The 20,613-nt window shown below is 58.8% G+C and carries 15 protein-coding genes; 11 read left to right on the forward strand and 4 right to left on the reverse strand.

What is annotated here, in order from left to right; genetic code table 11:
• Positions 1-65: 65 nt before the first annotated feature.
• Positions 66-221 (reverse strand): hypothetical protein, encoded by a 156-nt coding sequence (locus tag GSQ82_RS02950; protein WP_158790531.1) that lies wholly within the window; start codon positions 219-221, stop codon positions 66-68.
• A gap of 32 nt (positions 222-253) precedes the next feature.
• Between GSQ82_RS02950 and GSQ82_RS02955 the strand changes: the two genes are divergently transcribed.
• From GSQ82_RS02955 to GSQ82_RS02965, 3 genes are all read left to right on the forward strand, one after another.
• Complete coding sequence (locus GSQ82_RS02955; RefSeq protein ID WP_158790532.1) at positions 254-1,099, forward strand: polysaccharide deacetylase family protein; 846 nt, start codon at positions 254-256, stop codon at positions 1,097-1,099.
• Positions 1,074-2,204, forward strand: a complete 1,131-nt coding sequence (locus GSQ82_RS02960; RefSeq protein WP_158790533.1) for a glycosyltransferase family 4 protein — start codon at positions 1,074-1,076, stop codon at positions 2,202-2,204. The genes GSQ82_RS02955 and GSQ82_RS02960 overlap by 26 nt, the downstream gene beginning before the upstream one ends.
• Before the next feature lie 830 nt (positions 2,205-3,034).
• Positions 3,035-8,881 (forward strand): Ig-like domain-containing protein, encoded by a 5,847-nt coding sequence (locus GSQ82_RS02965; RefSeq protein ID WP_158790534.1) that lies wholly within the window; start codon positions 3,035-3,037, stop codon positions 8,879-8,881.
• A gap of 87 nt (positions 8,882-8,968) precedes the next feature.
• Here GSQ82_RS02965 and GSQ82_RS02970 read toward each other — a convergent pair whose 3' ends face one another.
• Complete coding sequence (locus GSQ82_RS02970) at positions 8,969-10,336, reverse strand: nucleotide sugar dehydrogenase (RefSeq protein WP_158790535.1); 1,368 nt, start codon at positions 10,334-10,336, stop codon at positions 8,969-8,971.
• Between the two features lie 348 nt (positions 10,337-10,684).
• Between GSQ82_RS02970 and GSQ82_RS02975 the strand changes: the two genes are divergently transcribed.
• Positions 10,685-11,656 (forward strand): SDR family oxidoreductase, encoded by a 972-nt coding sequence (locus GSQ82_RS02975; protein ID WP_158790536.1) that lies wholly within the window; start codon positions 10,685-10,687, stop codon positions 11,654-11,656.
• Positions 11,657-11,801: 145 nt separating this feature from the next.
• On the opposite strand, the gene GSQ82_RS02980 is transcribed toward GSQ82_RS02975, so the two are convergent.
• Positions 11,802-12,506 (reverse strand): PEP-CTERM sorting domain-containing protein, encoded by a 705-nt coding sequence (locus GSQ82_RS02980; RefSeq protein WP_254061381.1) that lies wholly within the window; start codon positions 12,504-12,506, stop codon positions 11,802-11,804.
• 372 nt (positions 12,507-12,878) lie between these two features.
• The gene (locus GSQ82_RS24875) at positions 12,879-13,580 is read right to left on the reverse strand and encodes a PEP-CTERM sorting domain-containing protein (protein WP_254061382.1); all 702 of its coding nucleotides are present in this window, start codon (positions 13,578-13,580) and stop codon (positions 12,879-12,881) included.
• 434 nt (positions 13,581-14,014) lie between these two features.
• Between GSQ82_RS24875 and GSQ82_RS02990 the strand changes: the two genes are divergently transcribed.
• The 7 genes from GSQ82_RS02990 to GSQ82_RS03020 all read left to right on the forward strand — a co-directional run bounded on the left by GSQ82_RS02990 (position 14,015) and on the right by GSQ82_RS03020 (position 20,349).
• Positions 14,015-14,893 carry a hypothetical protein gene (locus GSQ82_RS02990; RefSeq protein ID WP_158790537.1) on the forward strand — a complete coding sequence of 293 codons (879 nt, stop codon included), beginning with the start codon at positions 14,015-14,017 and terminating at the stop codon, positions 14,891-14,893.
• A gap of 249 nt (positions 14,894-15,142) precedes the next feature.
• Positions 15,143-16,129 carry a type III polyketide synthase gene (locus GSQ82_RS02995; RefSeq protein ID WP_254061383.1) on the forward strand — a complete coding sequence of 329 codons (987 nt, stop codon included), beginning with the start codon at positions 15,143-15,145 and terminating at the stop codon, positions 16,127-16,129.
• Positions 16,130-16,627: 498 nt separating this feature from the next.
• The gene (locus tag GSQ82_RS03000; protein ID WP_158790539.1) at positions 16,628-17,767 is read left to right on the forward strand and encodes an NAD(P)/FAD-dependent oxidoreductase; all 1,140 of its coding nucleotides are present in this window, start codon (positions 16,628-16,630) and stop codon (positions 17,765-17,767) included.
• Between the two features lie 112 nt (positions 17,768-17,879).
• Positions 17,880-18,143, forward strand: coding sequence for an acyl carrier protein (locus GSQ82_RS03005; RefSeq protein ID WP_158790540.1), 264 nt, complete (start codon positions 17,880-17,882; stop codon positions 18,141-18,143).
• A gap of 235 nt (positions 18,144-18,378) precedes the next feature.
• Complete coding sequence (locus tag GSQ82_RS03010) at positions 18,379-18,933, forward strand: RNA polymerase sigma factor (protein ID WP_158790541.1); 555 nt, start codon at positions 18,379-18,381, stop codon at positions 18,931-18,933.
• Entirely contained in the window at positions 18,930-19,613 is a 684-nt protein-coding gene (locus GSQ82_RS03015) for a hypothetical protein (protein ID WP_158790542.1), read from the forward strand. The genes GSQ82_RS03010 and GSQ82_RS03015 overlap by 4 nt, the downstream gene beginning before the upstream one ends.
• Complete coding sequence (locus GSQ82_RS03020) at positions 19,594-20,349, forward strand: hypothetical protein (protein WP_158790543.1); 756 nt, start codon at positions 19,594-19,596, stop codon at positions 20,347-20,349. Before GSQ82_RS03015 ends, GSQ82_RS03020 begins: the two co-directional genes overlap by 20 nt.
• Positions 20,350-20,613: the final 264 nt, after the last annotated feature.

Genomic DNA, 20,613 nt, shown 5'->3' on the forward strand with positions numbered 1-20,613 from the left:
TACAGGCTAGTTCCATTCCCCATTTGCAATTTTAGAACAAGTCTCGCTTTTCACCCCATATTTACCTAGACCCGCATGCGAGCCCAGCGAAATGCACGCAGGAAGGTCGCAGCACGGCTGCTAAACTGATTGCCGGAGTGCTTGTAGAAGCTCTCCGACGGGCCGATCTCCATCTTGATAAGCTTCTTCCGAGCCAGCGCACTCGGGATAATGGAACACATCTTGAATATGTAACTCTGCTACAGGCCAACCTATGTCACCCGAGAAAACTCGCGAATCATCACCACAATCTGCTTCAAAAGAACCGCCGCCGCACCACACCAAAGTTCTTCATCTTCTCTACCACGAGCTTCGGCCAGCAAAGAGCGAGTACTCCTACGTCATCGAAACTGGGGAGTTTGAAAAGCACTCCGACCTCTTCGTTCGCGCCCGCAGCGAAGCCAGTTCCACGCTCTGGCCCGAGATCACCTTCGATGACGGCCATCTCTCCAACTTCGAGTTCGCTCTACCCATCCTGCAGTCTCGCGGTCTCCAGGCGCGCTTCTTCATTACCGTGGGGTGGACCGGACAGAAGCCCGGCTACATGGGATGGGAAGATTTGCGATCGCTTCACAAGGCCGGTCAGTTCATCGGCGCCCATGGCTGGTCACACACCCTTCTTACCCACTGCAGCAAAAAGGATCTTCAGACTGAACTCGCCACTGCGCGACTTACGCTGGAAGACAAACTGGGCACCTCGATAACAACGATGTCTCTACCCGGCGGCCGCTCGAACCCCCAGATCATCAACGCCTGCCTCGAAGCTGGTTACACCCATATCTACACCTCCACGCCAAAGTCGGAGTCATTGCCCCTGGGCTCAACCGTCGGGCGACTCAACATCCTCCGGAGCATTACGCTCGATCAGATCTCCGCCATACTGGCCGCAAACGGAACGGCCCTGCCAAAACTCCACTTCCTATCGCGCATCAAAACAGCCGCACAGTCCCTCATGGGAGACGCCTTATACGAAAAACTCTGGGCGATATCGAACCGAAAAGAAACAGACCCCATCCCCGCCGAGGCTGCCGAAAATGAAGATCCTACACATCATCAGTAGCGGGGGCATGTACGGCGCCGAAGCCGTCATCCTGAATCTATCCCGCACCCTCAACGAGACCGGCCACTCGAGCATTTTGGGAGTCTTTTCAAACTCTGCAAACTCCAACCATCAGCTACACGAAACCGCCGCCCAAGCAGGAATAGAATCCCACCTCATCCCATGCCAAGGTCAGGTCGATCATAAGGTACCCAGCCGCATACGTGACCTAGCGCGCCTCACAAAAGCCGACGTCGTCCACGCACACGGCTACAAGGCCGATATCTACACCTGGTTAGCCTTGAGCAACTCTCCTACACCACTCATATCCACCTGTCATAACTGGTTAGACACCAACTCTCTTGTTCGTCTCTATGGAGTCCTGGACCGCTTTGCCCTGCGCAACTACACCGCGGTAGTCTCGGTCTCCGACGATGTTACAAAACGGCTCATGGACTCCGGCGTCTCTGAAGACCAAATCGTCAAGATCGGGAACGGAGTAAATCTCAGGCAGTTTGAAGGCATATCTCCCTCCCTTCGAGCACAAGACGAGCCCAAACATGACCTGATCATTGGATGGATCGGCAGGCTGGCTCACGAAAAAGGCGCCGACATCTTTCTCCGCGCCGTGGCACAATACCTCGACCAACTTCAGAACGTGAAGCTGTTCATCATAGGAGAAGGCCCTGACCGCGACAAACTCGAGTCACTGGCCGATGAACTGGGTATCCATAAGCAACTGTCTTTCCTTGGCAGACGCGAGGACATGCCCTCCATCTACGCCTCACTCGACATAGCCGTCTCCTCATCCCGACAGGAAGGCCTTCCCATGGCCATCCTCGAAGGCATGGCGAGCGGCCTGCCCTGGATCGCCACAGATGTTGGCGATGTATCAACCGTCATTCGGAATGACGATACCGGTATCCTCATTCCGTCAGAGAATATAGGTCTATTATCAACAGCTCTTATCCAACTATCGCAGGATGCAAATCGACGAAAGCGTCTCGGCAGTGCCGCACGCGAACTCGTTAAGACGCGATTCTCCGCAGAGCGCATGACTGCAGATTATCTCGAGGTCTACGATCGCAGCCTTCGGCGCATATCGAAAAAAATGCACTCAACCTGATTTTTTTTGCAACATTCTCTCGCGTGCCCGAAAGCTCTTGAATCCACTCGCATAACTCCCCAGCCGTACTTCTCACTACTTCGACGAGTTATTTACATAACCATCCAGCTCCTATTCGAACCCCTCTCCCGAACCACTTTTGGCTCTGTGCTTTAGAACCATTTCACCTCGGGAAAACGCTTTGTTAACGCATGTTTTCGCCCCCATCCAACAGAGCCGTCCCATTCTTGACACGCCCCGCATGAATCGTTATTACTAGTCATGTGGGGCTATGAAATATAGTTCTGCAAATCGATTCAAATTCACTTTTTAGTACTATTGCTCTTCCAGGTCGATTCTGGAGCGCACTCTTATTGGCTCTCGGCACGACTGCGGAACTCTCCCCTCCCCTGCCTTACAACTTTCCCTCTACGTCAAATTGTCTCTAGCGATAGAGCAAACGTACGATGTTGCCCTGTTGCGCCTTCTGATCTGCCCCCTGCCATCATCCTTTGGTAACGTCGCAAGCGTCTGTCTGCGCTCGCAACAGCTATTGCTTGTGCAGTAGCAAGTTACCAATCCATCAACTTTCGCAGGCCTATCAAAAGGTCAGGGGTGACGTGCTCTTCATGATTGATGCAAAAATTTCTTCCTCCCCCGAATGGGGAAGCTCCACCGCTCCAACGTGGGATACCACCGGAACCATTGGTAATAAACCATTAATCCAAGAGTATTTCAGTAGCCGGCGACCATATAGGCCGACTCATTGTGGAGAGATGATGTTACAGCGACTGCTTCTTTTTATTCTCCTGTTAAGCAGTTCATTTGCATTTGCTAAGACAGTAACTTCTGTGGCAATCGCCCCACAGGGCGCGGTTCTCGTAGTGGGTACAACCCTGCAGTACACCGCCACCTGCAGCTACTCCGACTCGACCACCGACAACTGCGCCGCAGCCGGTGGCGCAAAATGGTCTACCCCCACGAACGCTATGACGGTCAATAGCTCGGGGCTGGCAACCTGGAGTTCCACCTACGATCCTCACAATGCAAATCTCTTCCCCAGTGGCGCGCAGACCGCCGAGGGAATGGTGTACGTCACTGCAGGCGGCTTGTCCGATCACGGAACCCTTCTCGCTCAGAGCGAAGCCGATACGTTTTATCCCTTCATCACTCCCGCTGCCAGCTTCTATCAGGATGTGCAGAGTTCCGCTCAGTTGCCCATCGACGTCGTCGTCGGTTCCACCGTGACCATCGGAATTGGGTACACGGCCAACAACACAGGCGATGGCAACCCACTTCAGATGATCTGCAACTGGACCAGCTCCAACCCTGCGGTCGCTACTGTCAGCCGCTACGGCCTCGCTACCGCAGTCTCCACCGGCACCGTGACCATCACATGCGGCGAAGCTGGAAATGGAAAATACGGAAGTACCTCCCAGTCCGGAAACTCCTTCACCTTCAATGTAGTCTCTCCCACTCCCACCTCGCGGACGTGGTATGTGCGCCCGAATGGCGGGTCGCCTTACGTCAGCTCCTCCCAGACTCCGAGTGGCCAATGCGACGGTCTGCACGATGCGGACTATTCCGGCACAGGCGTCAACCAGCCGTGCGCGGTAGGAAACATTCGCGACCTGTGGGCGGATCGTGTGTCGCCAAACCACGAGCAATGGATCATCGGCCCTGGAGATACCGTGATCGTTCGCCAGAAGACCGGCGGCTACAACATTGGGCTGGATCAGCAAAGTCCCGCATACGGTGGAAGTGCCACCGTTCCGGTCAACTGCGGCAACCCCGACTGCTATATGCCGACCATCCCCTCAGGCACAGCATCGCAGCACACCAAGATCCTCGGCGGCAACTACGGCAGCTGCCGCGCCGACACAGCCAAAACACAGCTGAACGTCTCATGGGCCTCGAAGAACGGCATCAACGTCCGTGACTCCCAGTTTGTCGATGTAGCCTGCTTCGAAATCACCGACCAGTCCGCCTGCGCCTATAACGGGAACTACACCAACGCCTGCACGAATGCCAGTAACCAGGGATTGAATGGTGTCCTTCAATCGGCCCTTACTGCCAGCACCACCTACACCGACCTCTTCATTCATGGACTCTCTGCTACGGGCATCTTCGGTGCAACCGGTGCAGGTATCGTCGGAGACTATGTCCACATCAGAGCAGTGCCTTCTGCTGGAATCAGCATGGACGATGCCCCGAACGGCATGAGCAACATCTCCGTGGCAGGCGGCTTTACTCTGAATAACTCCATCACCGAGTTCACAGGATGCGTCGAAGAATATCCTATCGTTCACAACTATCCCTACATCGAATGCCGTGACGCCGAGACCGGCGGCTACGGAGACGGCTTTGGAACGGCCAGCACTACCGGCTCATGGTCGTTCGATCACGATATCTGGCGCTACAACTTTCAGGACGGACTCGATCTGCTTCACTCCGGACTGCAGAATCTCTCCATCACCAACTCGCAGAGTTATGGAAACGACGGCCAATCGTACAAGATAGGATCGGCCGAAAACGTCATCTTTCAAAACAACCTCGCGCTCGAGAACTGCAATCGCCTCGGCCAGGTCATCGGAGACGAACCGGCAAGCGCCATCGTGCCCGGCGTAACCCTGTGCCGCGCAGACGGCGGCTGGGCGGTGATGCAGTTCTCTCCATCCGGCACTTACCTGGTGCAAAACAATTCGCTCGTCGGCTACGGCGATGTAGCCCTCGGATATAGCTGCGAAGCAGGCGGAGACAACTGCTCTGGAGCAGCCACCACGCTTCAAAACAACCTCTTCCTGGCCTACAGCGAACCGAACTACAACGGCGGCGAATCTTCCGCGATATTCTGCGCGGTCGTAGGATCGAACTGCAATCAGAATCTCTCTGAGTTTCCCGCTAACCAGGGATGGGCGACGCGCAGCAACAACCTCTACTACAACACGCGCAGCTGCCCCAACTCCCTCACGTCCGCCGAGACCTGCAACACGGAAAATCCTCTCCTCGTCTCGCAACCTGCCTCCCCCATCACAGATGAAACCGCGATGGACAACTTCAACTTCGCCCCGTCCGCCTCTAGCCCACTCATCGGCGCCGGCATCTTCCTCCAAAATCTCTTATCTGATATCGACAGTCTGGTGCGCCCCAATCCGCCTTCGATAGGAGCGATCGAATACGCTGCCGGCACCAGCACGCTTATCTCTCCTCAAGCCACCCTCACAGCCACACCCACCGCCGCGACCGCCGGACAGTCAGTCTCTCTCTCGGTATCCATTACCTCCACAAACAGCGTCGTACCCACAGGCACGGTTATCTTTTACAGCAATGGAGCCGCTCTCGATTCAGAGGTAGTCGATAAAACAGGCACAGCAACCCTATCGACCTCCACGCTCGCTACCGGCACCGATAAGTTGACCGCCGCATACTCCGGCGACTCGACGTATGCAGCCGTCTCGTCGAACGCTGTCTCGCTCGTTGTCAGTGCAGCCGCACCAACTGCAGTCAACACCACCACCTTGCTCTCCGCATCTCCCGCCACCATCACCGCCGGACAGTCCACCACCTTCACCGCGACCGTCGCCGCAACCTCCGGCACACCCACCGGCACCGTCTCCTTCCTCAGCAACGGAACCGCGATCGGCTCCGGAACCATAACCTCCGGCGTCGCCACCTTCACCACCTCCACCCTCACCCAGGGCTCCTACACCATCACCGCCAAGTACGCTGGAACCACCAGCTTCAATACCTCCACCTCCACCTCAGTCACAGAAACCGTCAACGCCGCCGCCCCCACCGCAGTAAGCACCACCACTGCACTCTCCGCAGCCCCGACTACCATCACCGCAGGCGAGTCCACTACCTTCACCGCAACTGTCACCGCCAAATCAGGCTCACCCACCGGCACCGTCTCCTTCATGAACAACGGAACCGCCATCGGCTCCGGAACCATCAAGAGCGGCATTGCCACCCTCACTACCTCCTCCCTCACTCAGGGCACCTACACCATCACCGCCAAGTACGCAGGCACCACCACCTTCAACACCTCCACCTCCACCTCAGTAACTGAAACCGTCAACACCCCTGCCCCCACCGCAGTCAGCACCACAACAGCGTTGACCGCTGCCCCAACCACCATCACTGCCGGACAGTCCACTACCTTCACCGCAACCGTCACCGCCAAATCAGGCTCACCCACCGGCACTGTCTCCTTCACGAACAACGGAACCGCCATCGGCTCCGGAACCATCAAGAGCGGCATCGCCACCCTCACCACCTCCACCCTCACTCAGGGCACCTACACCATCACCGCCAAGTACGCTGGAACCACCAGCTTCAACACCTCCACCTCCACCGCGGTCACTGAAACCGTCAACGCCCCAGCCCCAACCGCGGTAATCACCACCACAGCACTCTCTGCCTCACCGACCACCATAACCGCAGGCGAGTCCACTACCTTCACTGCAACCGTCACCGCCAAATCAGGCTCACCCACTGGTACTGTCTCCTTCACGAACAACGGAACCGCCATCGGCTCCGGAACCATCAAGAGCGGAGTCGCCACCCTCACCACCTCCACCCTCACCCAGGGAACCTACACCATCACCGCCAAGTACGCTGGCACCACCACCTTCAGCACCTCCACCTCCACCTCGGTCAAAGAAACCGTCAACGCACCCGCCCCAACTGCAGTCAGCACCACCACTGCACTCTCGCAATCCCTGACTACGGTCACCGCAGGCGACCCCGTCGCCCTCACCGCATCCGTCAAGGCATCCTCGGGAACTGCCACCGGCACCGTCACCTTCCTCAGCAACGGAACCTCCATCGGAACCGGCACGCTCAAGAACGGCATCGCCAATCTCATCACGTCTTCGCTAACTCAGGGAACCTGGCAGCTCACCGCCCAATTCACTGGCAACACCAGCTTCAAAACCTCCACCTCCACCGCGGTCACTGAGACCGTCAAGGCGCCCACCCCAACCGCAGTCAGCACCACCACTGCTCTCTCCGCATCCCCCGCTACGATCACCGCCGGCGAGTCCACCACCTTCACCGCAACCGTCACCGCCAAATCAGGCTCACCCACCGGCACCGTCTCCTTCATGAACAACGGAACCGCCATCGGTACCGGGACCATCAAGAGCGGTGTCGCAACCCTCACCACCTCCTCCCTCACCCAGGGAACCTACACCATCACCGCCAAGTACGCAGGTACCACCAGCTTCAACACCTCCACCTCCACCGCAGTGACAGAAACCGTCAACGCTCCCGCCCCAACCGCAGTCAGCACCACCACAATGCTCTCGCAATCCCTGACTACGGTCACCGCAGGCAGCCCCGTTACCTTCACCGCATCGGTCAGGGCAGCCTCGGGAACTGCCACCGGCACCGTCACCTTCCTTAGCAACGGAACCTCCATCGGAACGGCCACGCTCAAGAACGGCATCGCCAATCTGACAACGTCATCGCTGCCTCAGGGAACCTGGCAACTCACCGCACAGTTCACAGGCAACACCAGCTTCAACGCCTCCACCTCCACGGCGATCACTGAGACCATCAACGCCCCCGTCGTCACCTCAGTCAACACCACAACAGCGCTGGCAGCCTCGCCGACCACCATAACCACAGGCCAGTCCGTCACCTTCACCGCCACGGTCAAGCCGTCCTCCGGGACAGCCACCGGTACGGTCACCTTCATGAGCAACGGGGCCGCCATCGGCACCGTTGCTCTCAACTCCAACGTCGCGACCCTGACAACGTCTTCCCTCCCCCAGGGCTCCTACCAGATCACCGCTCAGTACGCCGGCAACAGCAGCTTCACCGCCTCCGCATCCCCTGCCGTCACCGAGACCGTCAGCGCCCTACCTCCCGGCGTCACCACCACCGCCCTTCAGCTACCCGCAAGCTCCGTGCCCCAGGGCCAGCCCGTCACCTTCACCGCCACAGTAACCGCGTCCTCCGGCAAACCATCCGGCACCGTCTCCTTCATGAACGGCACCACGCTCCTCGGCTCGGCTCCCCTGAACAGCGCCGGCGTCGCAACCTACACGACATCGTCCTTAGCGCCCGGCACCTATCTGCTCACCGCACAGTACGCGGGCACCAGCGCCTTCGACCCCTCTATCTCCTCCGTCAACTCCTGGACCGTCCCCGTCTCCGGCATCACCGTCACCTCAAGCTCGCCCACCCTGACCCTCCTGGGTGGGAGCAAGTCCTCCAGCGCCGTAACCCTCACCCTGACCCCCATGGGCGGCTACTCCGGAACCCTGCAGATGGCCTGCACCAATCCCCCCACCGGGACCACCTGCACCTTCCAGCCCCAGACCGTCACCGTCGACTCCACCAGCGGCCCGGTAAGCGTCTCCATGACCGTTCAAAACACATTGACGACCGTCACCGCATCGGCCGATAAGCAGCAGCCCACCGCGCCCGCCAGGTCCCTCGTACTCTCTGCATCCATCTTCTGGATCCCCGGCGTACTCGCCGCAGCCATCGCCGGAAGAAAGCGCAAGCTTCTGAGCCGCACAGCCGGATCCCTCTTCCTGCTTCTTCTGCTCGGCGGGGCCTTCGGCGTACTCACCGGCTGCGGAGCCAACTCGACCTTCCAAACCCTCTCCACCAAGACCCTCAACGTAACCGTCACAGGCACCGGCAACGTCACCCAGTCGATCAGCCTCAACGTCATCTCGCAGTAACGAATAACCAGCAACAAAAATGGGAGCCTCGCCCTAAGGCGAAACCCCCATCCTTGCGCAACAAAAGATTCCACAAGAGAAGATCTTCTAGCAGCGAACGATCTTGTCCGAGACGATTCCCTTCGTCGCATTCCTGGAATCCACCACTAGCTTCGACGTCCGAACGATCTCCTCATAGTCATAGTCCGTGTGGTCCGTCACGATCAGTACGCAGTCATACTGGTCCAGATTCTCCAGCGGCGTACACGTCATATTCAGGTTGTAGTGGCGTCCCTTGCCTACCGTCGGGAAGTACGGATCGTTGTACAGCACCTCCGCTCCCTCCTGCCGCAACAGCTCGATGATCGTCAGCGAAGGCGACTCCCGCAGATCGTCGATGTCCTTCTTGTACGCCATTCCCAACATCAGAACCTTCGATCCGTTCAGAGCCTTCTTGTGCCGGTTCAGCGCCTTTCCAACCGCCTGCGTCACAAACTCCGGCATCGCCTCATTCACCTCTCCGGCAAGCTCGATGAACCGCGTGTTGAAGTCATACTCCTTCGCCTTCCAGCTCAGATAAAACGGATCGATCGGGATGCAGTGTCCACCCAGCCCAGGCCCCGGATAGAACGGATGAAAGCCGAACGGCTTCGTCGCCGCCGCATCGATCACCTCCCAAATATCCACGCCCATCCGAAGCGACAGCACCTTCAGCTCATTCACCAGCGCAATATTCACGCAGCGGTAGATATTCTCCAGAAGCTTCGTCATCTCAGCCACACGCGTCGACGACACACGAACCGAACGCGTAAAGATGCCCTCATACAGCACAGCCGCAAGCTCCGTCGCAATCGGCTCATGGCCGCCCACAACCTTCGGAATATCGTGCCGCGCGACCGTCGTATTGCCCGGGTCCTCGCGCTCCGGCGAAAACGCAACGTAGAACACGCCCTTACCGCCGCGTCCTTCCTTGGTCTCCACCTTCAACCCATGCGCATTCTGTGCCTCAAGGATCGGAATCAGCAGATCCTCCGTCGTTCCCGGATACGTCGTGCTCTCCAGCACTACCAGTTGCCCCTCCTGAATCCACGGAGCGGCTGACCGCGCAGTATTCTCAATAAAGCTCAGGTCCGGCTCCCGGTGTCCCGTCAGTGGAGTAGGAACGCACATAATAATCGCGTCCATCTTGGCCAGCTTCGAAAACTCCGTCGTCGCCTGCAGCCCCTTCTTCCGCGCAGACTGAATATCCTCCGACGGAATCCGGAAGATATACGAGCGTCCCGCCTCCAGGTCGCTCACCTTCTTCACATCAATGTCGAAGCCCGTTACCTTGAACCCTGCTTCAGACAACAGCAGCGTAAGCGGCAGTCCAACATATCCAAGTCCGATGACACCAATATTGGCGGTATGAGCCTTCAGGCGCTCGAAGCGCTCCTGGGCTATCTGCGGCATAACTACTTCGTCTTTAGTCGGCATGGACACGATTATCGCATTCACTCTGTACCACCTGCACCTTTCTCATCGGCTGTCTCCCAATTGCAAACCCCACCCTACACACTTCACAAAAATTCATCTGCCTCCAATCAAAATAAGCAAAAATCGAGTCTGTACCCATGCACAAAAGTGGCATGGACAGGCACGAACCCGGAAGGCAGAATAAACTTCTCGTAGCCCACATAGACGTAGACACGAATAGAGCGTTGTAACGATAGTTGTAGACAGTTACCGAACAATTCCCTGGCAGACCAGCAGCGCAGCATCCCGCAGCCGCCCGCCAGGAGACCCAACATCGATTGCCCCAGCAACCCGCCGGGTGGAGGAAAGATGGCTCGTTATCTCATCACAGGAATCGCCGGCTTCATCGGCTCATCTCTCGCCCACGCGCTCGTAGAGCAAGGGCACGAAGTCAGCGGCATCGACAACCTCTCCACCGGCAACCTCGAAAATCTCGCCGACATCCGGCACTCCGTCTCCTTCCAGCAGATGGACCTCCAGGATGCCGCCGGTCTCAAATCCGCCTGCCAAGGCATCGACTACGTCCTCCACCAGGGCGCCCTCGCCTCCGTCCCGCGCTCCGTCAAAGATCCCCTCAGCTCCCACGAGTCCAACATCAACGGCACCCTCAACCTCCTCATCGCCGCCCGCGACGCCAAGGTCCGCCGCATCGTCTACGCCGCATCCTCCTCGGCCTACGGCGACCAGCCCACCCAGCCCAAGCAGGAGGACATGCTCCCCCGCCCACTCTCTCCTTACGCCGTCCAGAAGCTCACCTGCGAGTACTACATCCAGTCCTTCTACCGCGCCTATGGCCTCGAGGGCGTCTGCCTCCGCTACTTCAACATCTTCGGCCCCCGCCAGGCCGCCGACTCGCCCTACTCCGGCGTCATCGCCCAGTTCACGTTCAAGATGATGGCCGGCGAAACCCCCACCATCTTCGGCGACGGCCTCACCAGCCGCGACTTCAACTACGTCGACAACGCTGTCAGCGCCAACCTCCTCGCCTGCCTCGCACCCAGCGAAGTAGCCACCGGCCGCGTCTTCAACATCGGCACCGGCAAAAGCCACACCCTCAACGAGGTCTACGCCACCATCGCCGAGCACCTCGGCTTCACCGCCAAGCCCATCTACGGCCCTCCCCGCGAAGGCGACATCCAGCACTCCCTCGCCGACATCACCCGAGCCACCACCGAACTCGGCTACCAGCCCAGGGCTCACTTCCACGAAGGGCTGAAGAAGACCGTCGCCTGGTACGTGGAAGAAAAAGATAAAAAGCAGTCAGCCGTTCTCCAGTCCTGACCGCAGCAGTTCACCCACGCAAAACCCAAAGCTCGTCTTAAAAGAAAAAGGTGAGTAGGAAGTTTTTACCTTCCTACTCACCAAAGTACGACTGCATGGTCGCCATCAAGCTCTACCTACCTCCGATGGCGAATCTTTCAAAAAACTAAGCCGCCGAACGCATCCGGCGAAACAGCGCGCCCGCAGAACCCATCAGACCGGTTCCCAGCAGCAGCAGCGTGTTTGGCTCAGGCGTCGGTGCCGACGGATCTTCCGTGATGTTACCGGCGAAGTCCAGACCCATATCGATGCTGTTCGTCTGTTTGACCAGGAACGTCAACGAATGTTCGCCGCTGCCCAGAAGCGCAAGCACCGAAGGATCGGTGAGGTTCGTGATCGTGTCCACAACCGTGCAGTTAGGCTCGTTGTTCTGGCATGTGCTGTTGCCACCCGCCGCATAGGTAAAGAGAGGATCCGCAGTATTGCCGTCCAGCAGGACTTCAACCGTATCGTCAGCCAGAACGCTCAGGCTGAATGCAGTTGCAGCGCCGGTCAGATCGAAGCTGGTAGAGAACGTGTAAACGCCGTTCGGTGCGTAGTGACCACCCGGCTGGCTTCCCTCCGGTGTCGTCGGACCAGTCTGGCCATACGAGACCCAGCTCGAAACACCGGTCAGTTCGCCATTCCAAACCGTACCTGGCGAGATGTTGACGGTGCCTCCCGAGGCCCCATACACAACGGACGTGTTTGAATTCCCCTGGTTGGATTGACCCGTTCCATAGCTCCCAATTTGAATGGAATCGGCAGACGCGAAAGCGGTCGTCATCACAGCAACCGCTCCCAAGGCAGAAAGCTTCGAATAAAGTTTCATTTGTTCCTCCTGAATTTCCGCATAAAGCGGGTTACTGTATTCGCTATCTACCGCAGAACGTACATGGCCCTCTCAACTGAAGATCTGGTTGAATTTGCGTCGAGATTGCTTCCTGCTGCAGAACATCGTTTGCCTTACTAAAGGCACGTTAAAGACCAAACAAAAGATCACGCGATTTATGCACTTAGCTGTGCACAAAAAGAGAATTGTGCAAATGATTGCCCACCAAAGTAGAAAACTTATAGCCAATTGGGTCGCGTTAAGCGCATAAAAGTGGGTGTGAAGGAAATTCCTTCACACCCACTCGAAGTTGCAACTATTGCCTAATCCGTCTTCAGAGCTCCCGACACCGAGGTCGGATCAGACAATGAGTTACGCAGCCGAACGCATCCGGCGGAACAGTGCACCAGCAGAACCGATGAGGCCGGTTCCAAGCAGGAGCAGGGTGTTCGGCTCAGGCGTCGTGGCAGTCGTGTAATCCAGACCCTGGTAGTTCGAGTTGCTCTGGTTCACAACGAAGGTCAGAACGTTCGTTCCGCCCGCATCCCAGCCAGCAGTCGAACTGCCGAAGTCGATCGTGTCAACAGCGGTGCAGGTAGGCAGACCCGAAGAGCAGTGGGTGTTTGCTCCGACTGGATCAGCCGTCAGGATCTCCGTACCGTTCAGGAAGACCGAGGTGGTATCGTCTGCCATCACGGAGAGGAGCTCGCTCACAGAGCCGGTGGGTGCTGTGAACGTCGTCTGGTAGGTATAGAAGCCATTCTTGTCGAAGAGATTGCCGTGCTCTCCGCCCGTCGGGCTCGAGTTAGGATCGTAGGAGATCCAGCTTGAGCTGCCCAGCGGAGCCGACCAGTCGGTACCAGGCGTAACAGTGGTCGTGGAGTTGAGCGTAGCCAGCTTGCCCTGGTTGTTCTGACCATTGATGATCGTCGGGGTACCGGTCGCCGTGGTGCTGAAGCCCTGATAGGTTGTGGTGGAGACGCCGCTGGCAAGGGTTACCGTATCGGCAGACGCGAAAGCGGTCGTGAGTACGAGAACCGCTCCCAAAGCAGAAATCTTCGAGTAAAGCTTCATTGTATTTCCTCCTGAATATTCCGCGTAAAGCGGGTCGTTCCTAACGGCTGCCTGCTGCAGATGCGTACATGACACCCCTCAGTGGGACCTGGATACATTGAGGAGTTCCTACTGCTGCAGTTGATCGTGCACTCTCCTAATAGCATCCCGACGGCCAAACTGAAACTACTGAGCATCAACGAGTTAGCGGCAACCATCGCAGAAAATGTGCAATCTTTTGCTCAGGAAACGGACGGAAAAGGAAGGGACTTTCCTAATTTGCCAAAGCAAAGATCCCGATCGGGATCAATATCACTTCTGTGTCATCTCCCTGTCATGCTCCTGACATCGAACTGCTCGTCTGCATCTCAACATGCAGTAGCAAATCGCCTCACGGACGCTCGCGGACCGTCAAATTTACCCACAACCAGGCTCTATAAGGTAAAAAGGAAATAATGTTCCACACCCTTCGGCTCTCGTCCACACCGCGGCCCGCAGCCCGATCCACTTGGCAGCGCCGCCTCCCCGCTCTCCTCATCCTGCTTTGGCTCTCGGCTCCGCTCTTCGCCAGCGGGCCGCTCACGGGCACCCCACTCAACGACGGCTACTACGACCTTTACAATCTCAACTTCGCTGGCGCCCACGTCCACTTCCAGCAATGGATGGCCGCCCACCCCGAAGACCCCCTCGGACCCGCCTCCGACGCCGCCGCCTACATCTTCACCGAGTTCGATCGCCTCGGCGTCCTCGACATCGAGCTCTTCTCCGACGACGACCGGTTCATGTCCCGAAAACGCCCCGACATCGACCCCGTCCTGAAACAGGGCTTCAACGACCGCGCCGACCAGTCCGACCGCCTCGCCGACGCCGCCCTCCAGCGCAACCCCAACGACGCCAACGCCCTCTACGTCAAAGCCGTCGTCTCCGGCATGCGCGCCGACTGGTCCTCCCTCATCGACCGCCACGAGTACGGAGCCTTCAAATACAGTGAGTTAGCCAGTAAGTACGCCAAGCAGGCTCTCGCCCTCAACCCCACCCTCTACGACGCCAACCTCGCCGTCGGCATCGAGAACTATATGCTCAGCCTCAAGGCCGCCCCCATCCGCTGGTTCCTCGGAATGGCCGGCGCAGGCACCAACAAGGCCGAGGGAGTTCGCCTCCTCAAGCTCACCGCCGACCAGGGCCACTATCTCGCCCCCTTCGCCCGTCTCATGCTCGCCGTCGGGGAGCTCCGCGACGGCCACACCCAGCAGGGCAAAGAGATCCTCATCAGCCTGTCCAAAGAGTTCCCCCAGAACACCCTCTACCAACGCCAGATCGCCCGCCTCCACTAGCACCATGGTCAATATTCAACACCGATGGACCTTCAACGTGTACCTTTAACCAATCGCCCTGTTCAGAGCCCTGTGCCCGCAGCGCGCACTATTGTCTAACGCCATTTCAGTTTTAATGTAACTTCATCTCGATCACCACAAAGGGTTCTCATAAGCATGCGTATTGCATCTGTCGGCACAGCCTATCCACCTCATCGCTACTCTCAGGCAGCAATCGCAGAAGCACTTACGGCGCGCTGGCAGGACCGAATGGAAGAACCTCGTCTCATCAATCGCCTCTTCGTCAACTGCGGCGTTGACTTCCGTAATCTCGTCTTCCCCCTCGACGTCTACGAAAACCTCTCCGGCTTCGGTCCCACCAACGACGCCTGGATCATCGCCGCCGTCGAACTCGGCCAGGAGGCCGTCACCAAGGCCCTCGCCCGCGTCAACCTCGGCCCCAAAGACATCTCCGCCATCTTCTTCGCCTCCGTCACCGGCATCGCCAGCCCCACCATCGACGCCCGCCTCATTAACTTGATGCCCTTCCCCACCTCCGTCAAGCGCACCCCCATCTTCGGCCTCGGCTGCGTCGCCGGAGCCGCAGGCATCTCCCGTGCCTCCGACTACGTCCGCGCCTTCCCCGACCAGTACGCCCTGCTCCTCTCCGTCGAGCTCTGCTCCCTCACCTGGCAGGACAACGACCAGTCCATCGCCAACCTCATCTCCTGCGGCCTCTTCGGCGACGGAGCCGCCGCCGTCGTCATCGCCGGTGCCAACACCCCCCTCGCCAAGCGCGAAGGCTGCACCACCTGCCTCGCCGGCCCCCGCATCCTCGACACCCGCTCCACCTTCTACCGTCACACCCAGCACATCATGGGCTGGGACATCGGCGACATGGGCTTCAAGATCGTCCTCTCCCCCGACGTCCCCAAGGTCGTCAACGAACACCTCCGCGGCAACGTCGAGGCCTTTCTCTCCGACAACGGCCTCTCTCTCGGCGACATCTCCAGCTACATCTTCCACTCCGGCGGCCCCAAGGTCCTCGAAGCCATGGAGACCACCCTCAACCTCCCCGAGAACGCCCTCGAACCCTCCTGGCGCAGCCTCCGCGAGGTCGGCAACCTCTCCGCAGCCTCCGTGCTCGCCGTCCTCGAAGACGTCCTCGTCAACGATCCCGGCAAGCCCGGCACCTATAGCATCCTCGCCGCCATGGGACCCGCCTTCTGCTCGGAGCTTGTCCTCCTCCAGTGGTAACCAAGCCGTAAACCTCAAACCCAGCACCCGTTTCGCTGCTGCCGAAGACCACCTTATCGACGACTCGATAAGGTGGTCTTCGATTTAGAGAACAACCTTCTAACTCAGAAAGCAGTCCTCAAGAAGTAGCCCTCTAGAAGCAGACCTTTAGGGCGTATCAACCTATCCCATCTTGCTTTGAGTCCCTTCGCTTGTCATCCCCGCAGGGGATCTGCGTTTGCCGTTGCAGTTGCCCTTGCCCTTGCCTGTCCTTTTGTTTGTCATCCCGTAGGGATCTGCGGTTGTTCTTGCTCTTGCGGTTGCCTGTCCCTTTGTTTGTCATCCCGTAGGGATCTGCTTCTGCTTTTGCCTGTTCTTCCTCAAGCCGGACCGCCAACCAGCAAATCGATTCGCCAGCACCCTCCCGTCACACTCTCGTCATCCGTTTGTCATTTGCTTGTAAGCACCCCCACCCCACCCCATCTGCGGCGTCATACTCTCCATAGGACGTCGTCTTCTATGCACCACCGCACACCCTCGATCCAGTCAGACGTCGCCATCGTAGGCGCAGGCCCCGCCGGCCTCGCCTGTGCCATCGCCTCCGCCCGCCACGGCCTCAAAGTCGATGTCATCGACGCCATGCAGCCCTCCATCGACAAAGCCTGCGGCGAAGGCCTCATCCCCGACTCCATCGCAGCCCTCTCCGCCCTCGGCTTCGACCGCAACGAAGACTTCTGCCCCTTCGAGACCCACCAGCTCCGCGGCATCCGCTTCTTCGGCGCCCCTGCAACCGTCCCAACCATTGTCCAAGCCGTCTTCCCCGGAACACCGGGCCTCGGCATCCGCCGCACCGTCCTCCACCAGCTCCTGCTCCAGCGCGCCATCCACCTCGGCGTCCGCTTCCACTGGCAAAACTCCGTCCAGGGCATCTCCACTACCTCCACCGGCACCCTCATCCAAACCAACCGCCAATCCCTCACTGCCCGCTACCTCGTCGGAGCCGACGGCCACCACTCCCGCATCGCCGCCTGGGCCGGACTCACCCAATCGCGTCTCCACTCCCGCCGCATCGGCCTCCGCCAGCACTACACCCTCGCCCCCTGGTCCGACTTCATCGAGGTCTACTGGAGCGACCACGGCCAGGCCTACATCACCCCCATCTCTCCCACCGAGATCTGCGTCGCCTTCCTCTCCAACCACAAGCACCCCACCCCCGCCGCCGCCCTCCAGCACTTCCCCGAGCTCCAGCGCCGCCTCGCCCCCGCCCTCCCCAGCGACACCCCACGCGGCGCCATCACCCTCGGCCGCACCCTCCACCGCGTCACCTCCGGCAACATCGCCCTCATCGGCGACGCCTCCGGCTCCGTCGACGCCATCACCGGCGAAGGCCTCTCCCTCTGCTTCCGCCAGGCCGCCGCTCTCTCCCTCGCCCTCAAAACCGACAACCTCGCCGCCTACCAGCAAGCCCATCGCCGCATCCAGCGCCTCCCCACCCTCATGTCCCGCACCCTCCTCCTCATGGACCGCCACCCGCGCCTCCGCACCGTCGCCCTCACCACCTTCCAGCGCCATCCCCGCCTCTTCGAACGCCTCCTTCAGATCCACATCGGCCACACCCCCATCCCTCTCTTCGACCCCACCCACCTCCTCGCCACCTGACCCCACGCCGCCATACACCTTACCCCCGAAATGCGCCATCCCCACATCTGCACCTTTACAGCGACACAGCCGTCCCTGTAAGTTGGGATTACCCAAAGGAAGTTGAACTAGCATGGACGACATCTCAACCCGCTGCATCGACATCATCGCCAAATCGAAGAGCATCTCCCCGGACACCATCACGCCCGCCAGTACCTTCGACGAACTCAACATCGACTCCCTCGACAAGATCAACATCTCCTTCGAGGTCGAGGAAGCCTTCAACATCGAGATCCCCGACGACGCCCTCAACACCCTCAAGACCGTTGGCGACATGATCGACGGCGTCACCCGCCTCACCGCAGCCCATCACTCCACCACCATCTCCACCCACTAGACACTGCCTGACAAACTTTCTCTTCTGGCACCCAAGCCTTAGCTTCTAGGTACCCCAAGGCTTCAGCCTTGGGTCTCTCAGCCTCGCAAAAAAGGGGCTTCAGCCCCTAGGGTATGCCCTCTTCCCCACCTCCAACGAATCCAAAGCAAGCCACATTCGATTCGCCCGCAATACCCCTCACAAATATTGTCGAGCGAAACCTGACCCCATCCGTCTGTCCGAGTAGAAGGGACATATGACGTCGATCGAGGGTTACAGCCTGGTGTTGTCTTCAGCAGAGAGCGCACGACCCGGGACAGACATCGCCACTCTCGTAGAGACCTACTCCACGCTTCTCTTCCGCGTCGCTCACTCCGTCCTTCGCAGCCGCTCCGAATCCGAAGACGTCGTTCAGGACGTCTTCATCCGCGTCCTCGAACATCGCCGATCCCTCGCCACCGTGCGCGACATGCGCGTCTGGCTCATCCGCATCGCATGGAACCTCGCCATCGACCGTCGCCGCCGCATCCGCCCCGACCAGTTCGACGAACACTTCGCCGAGTCTCTCACCGCACGCAACCTGCCCGCCGACCAGGCACTCGACGAAGCCCAACGCATCTCCTCCGTTCTGCGCGAACTCGAAAGACTTCCAAGCGCCGAACGCCACGTCCTTCTCCTCTCCGCCATCGAGGAGCTCAGCACCCCCGAGATCGCACAGATCCTCGGCAAAACCGAATCCGCCATCCGGGCATCGCTCTTTCGCGCACGCACCCGTCTACGCGAGCGCCTGGAGAGAGGAGCCACAGCATGAAGCAAACCGACATGAAGCAAACCGACGAAGACATCGACCGCCTCCTGAACGCCCTCAGAGACACCGAACCACTCGACGGCATGCAGCACCGCATCCTGCAACACACCCGTCACCACGCCCCGCAGCGTGCTTCCTGGCGAACCCTCCTCACACCTCGCCTCGAAGCCCACCCATGGGCCATCGCTCTCTCATGCGCCGCCATCCTCGCATCGACAATCTACTGGACCGCACTCCGTCCTCACCCCGCACCGCACGAACTCGCAACGTCGAAACCCATCGCCGCCCCCATCACCGCCAAAGAGTTGGGTGCCCCATCTTCAGAACTGGGTGCCCCATCTTCGGCGACGGCCTCATCGTCGCCTAAGGTGGGCAATCGCGACAGCGATCCGCCTTCCATCACCGCACCACGAAAAAACAAGAAGCCCACCACACCAAACTTAACCAACGAACACCAAAGCTCCCTCGACCAACTCGCCGCCCAAAATCATCCCGCGCCCGAGCTCCCCTTGACCGATCAGGAAAAACTTCTCCTTCGCCTCGCCCACAGATACGACCCGGTGGAGATCGTCGCACTCAACCATCCACCCATGGCCTCGCACGACGCCGAAGAAAAAGAAGAAGTCAAAAGATTTTTCGAACCACCCACCACGGAGATGACCAATGAATCGAAGCCTCAATAACAACCTCACACGCGCAGTCCTCGGAGCCGTCTTGACTCTCATCACCTGTGCATCCTCCGCATCGGCACAGGCCGCACCCGAAGCCGCGAAGACGAACGTCAACTCCGTCCAGACCTTCTATCTCGCCAACGTCAACGAGCCCAAGGAGACCGACGAAATCATCGTCGCACTCCGCGATGTACTCGACCCGTCCGACAAAATCTTTCTCGCGCAGTCTCAGAACGCCATCGTCGTCTCCGCACCTCCCGAGCAGCTTCTCGTTGCGCAAAAGCTCCTCAAGGATCTCGACCGTCCGAGAAAAACCTATCGCCTCGTCTACAACATCACCGAGACAGAAGAGGACAAGCGCGTCGGCAGCCAGAACTTCGCGATCGCCGTCGTCTCCGGTTCCAGAACGACCTTCAAAAATGGAAGCAAAATTCCTGTCGCTACTGGTAGCTACAGCTCCGGCGCCTCTGGAACGCAAACCCAGTTCACCTATCTCGACATCGGTTTGAACATCGACGCATCGCTCGACGAGTCGGTCAACGGCATCAGGCTCCGTACCAAGGTCGAACGCTCCAGCGTCACCGAAGATAAATCGATCTCAGGGGTAAACGAACCCATCGTCCGTCAAATGGTCCTCGAAGGCACCTCCATCCTCACCCCCCACAAACAGGTCATGCTCGGCTCCTTGGACATCCCCGGCAGCACCCGCCACCTCGAACTCGGCGTCACCCTCGAACTCGTCCCCTAATCCCACCCTGTCAAGCCCCCAACCCACCAAAACCCGCGCCAATCCAGCACAATCCCGTGGCGTACAAGTTTCTCCCCGCCAGCTATAATAGAAATAGAAGAAGGAAAAGCCCCTGAAACTATCAGGGGCTTTTCCTCGTCAGCCTAACTCCTTTATTTGCAAATTTTTAGCTGTAACCCATTTAGAAAGACATATTTACAAGCAGTCATTTTCGCAAGTCGTTGCATACAATAAGCTTAGCAAGGGGTACCCCCAGGGGGTGGG

Source organism: Granulicella sp. L60, assembly GCF_009765825.1.
Lineage (GTDB): Bacteria > Acidobacteriota > Terriglobia > Terriglobales > Acidobacteriaceae > Edaphobacter.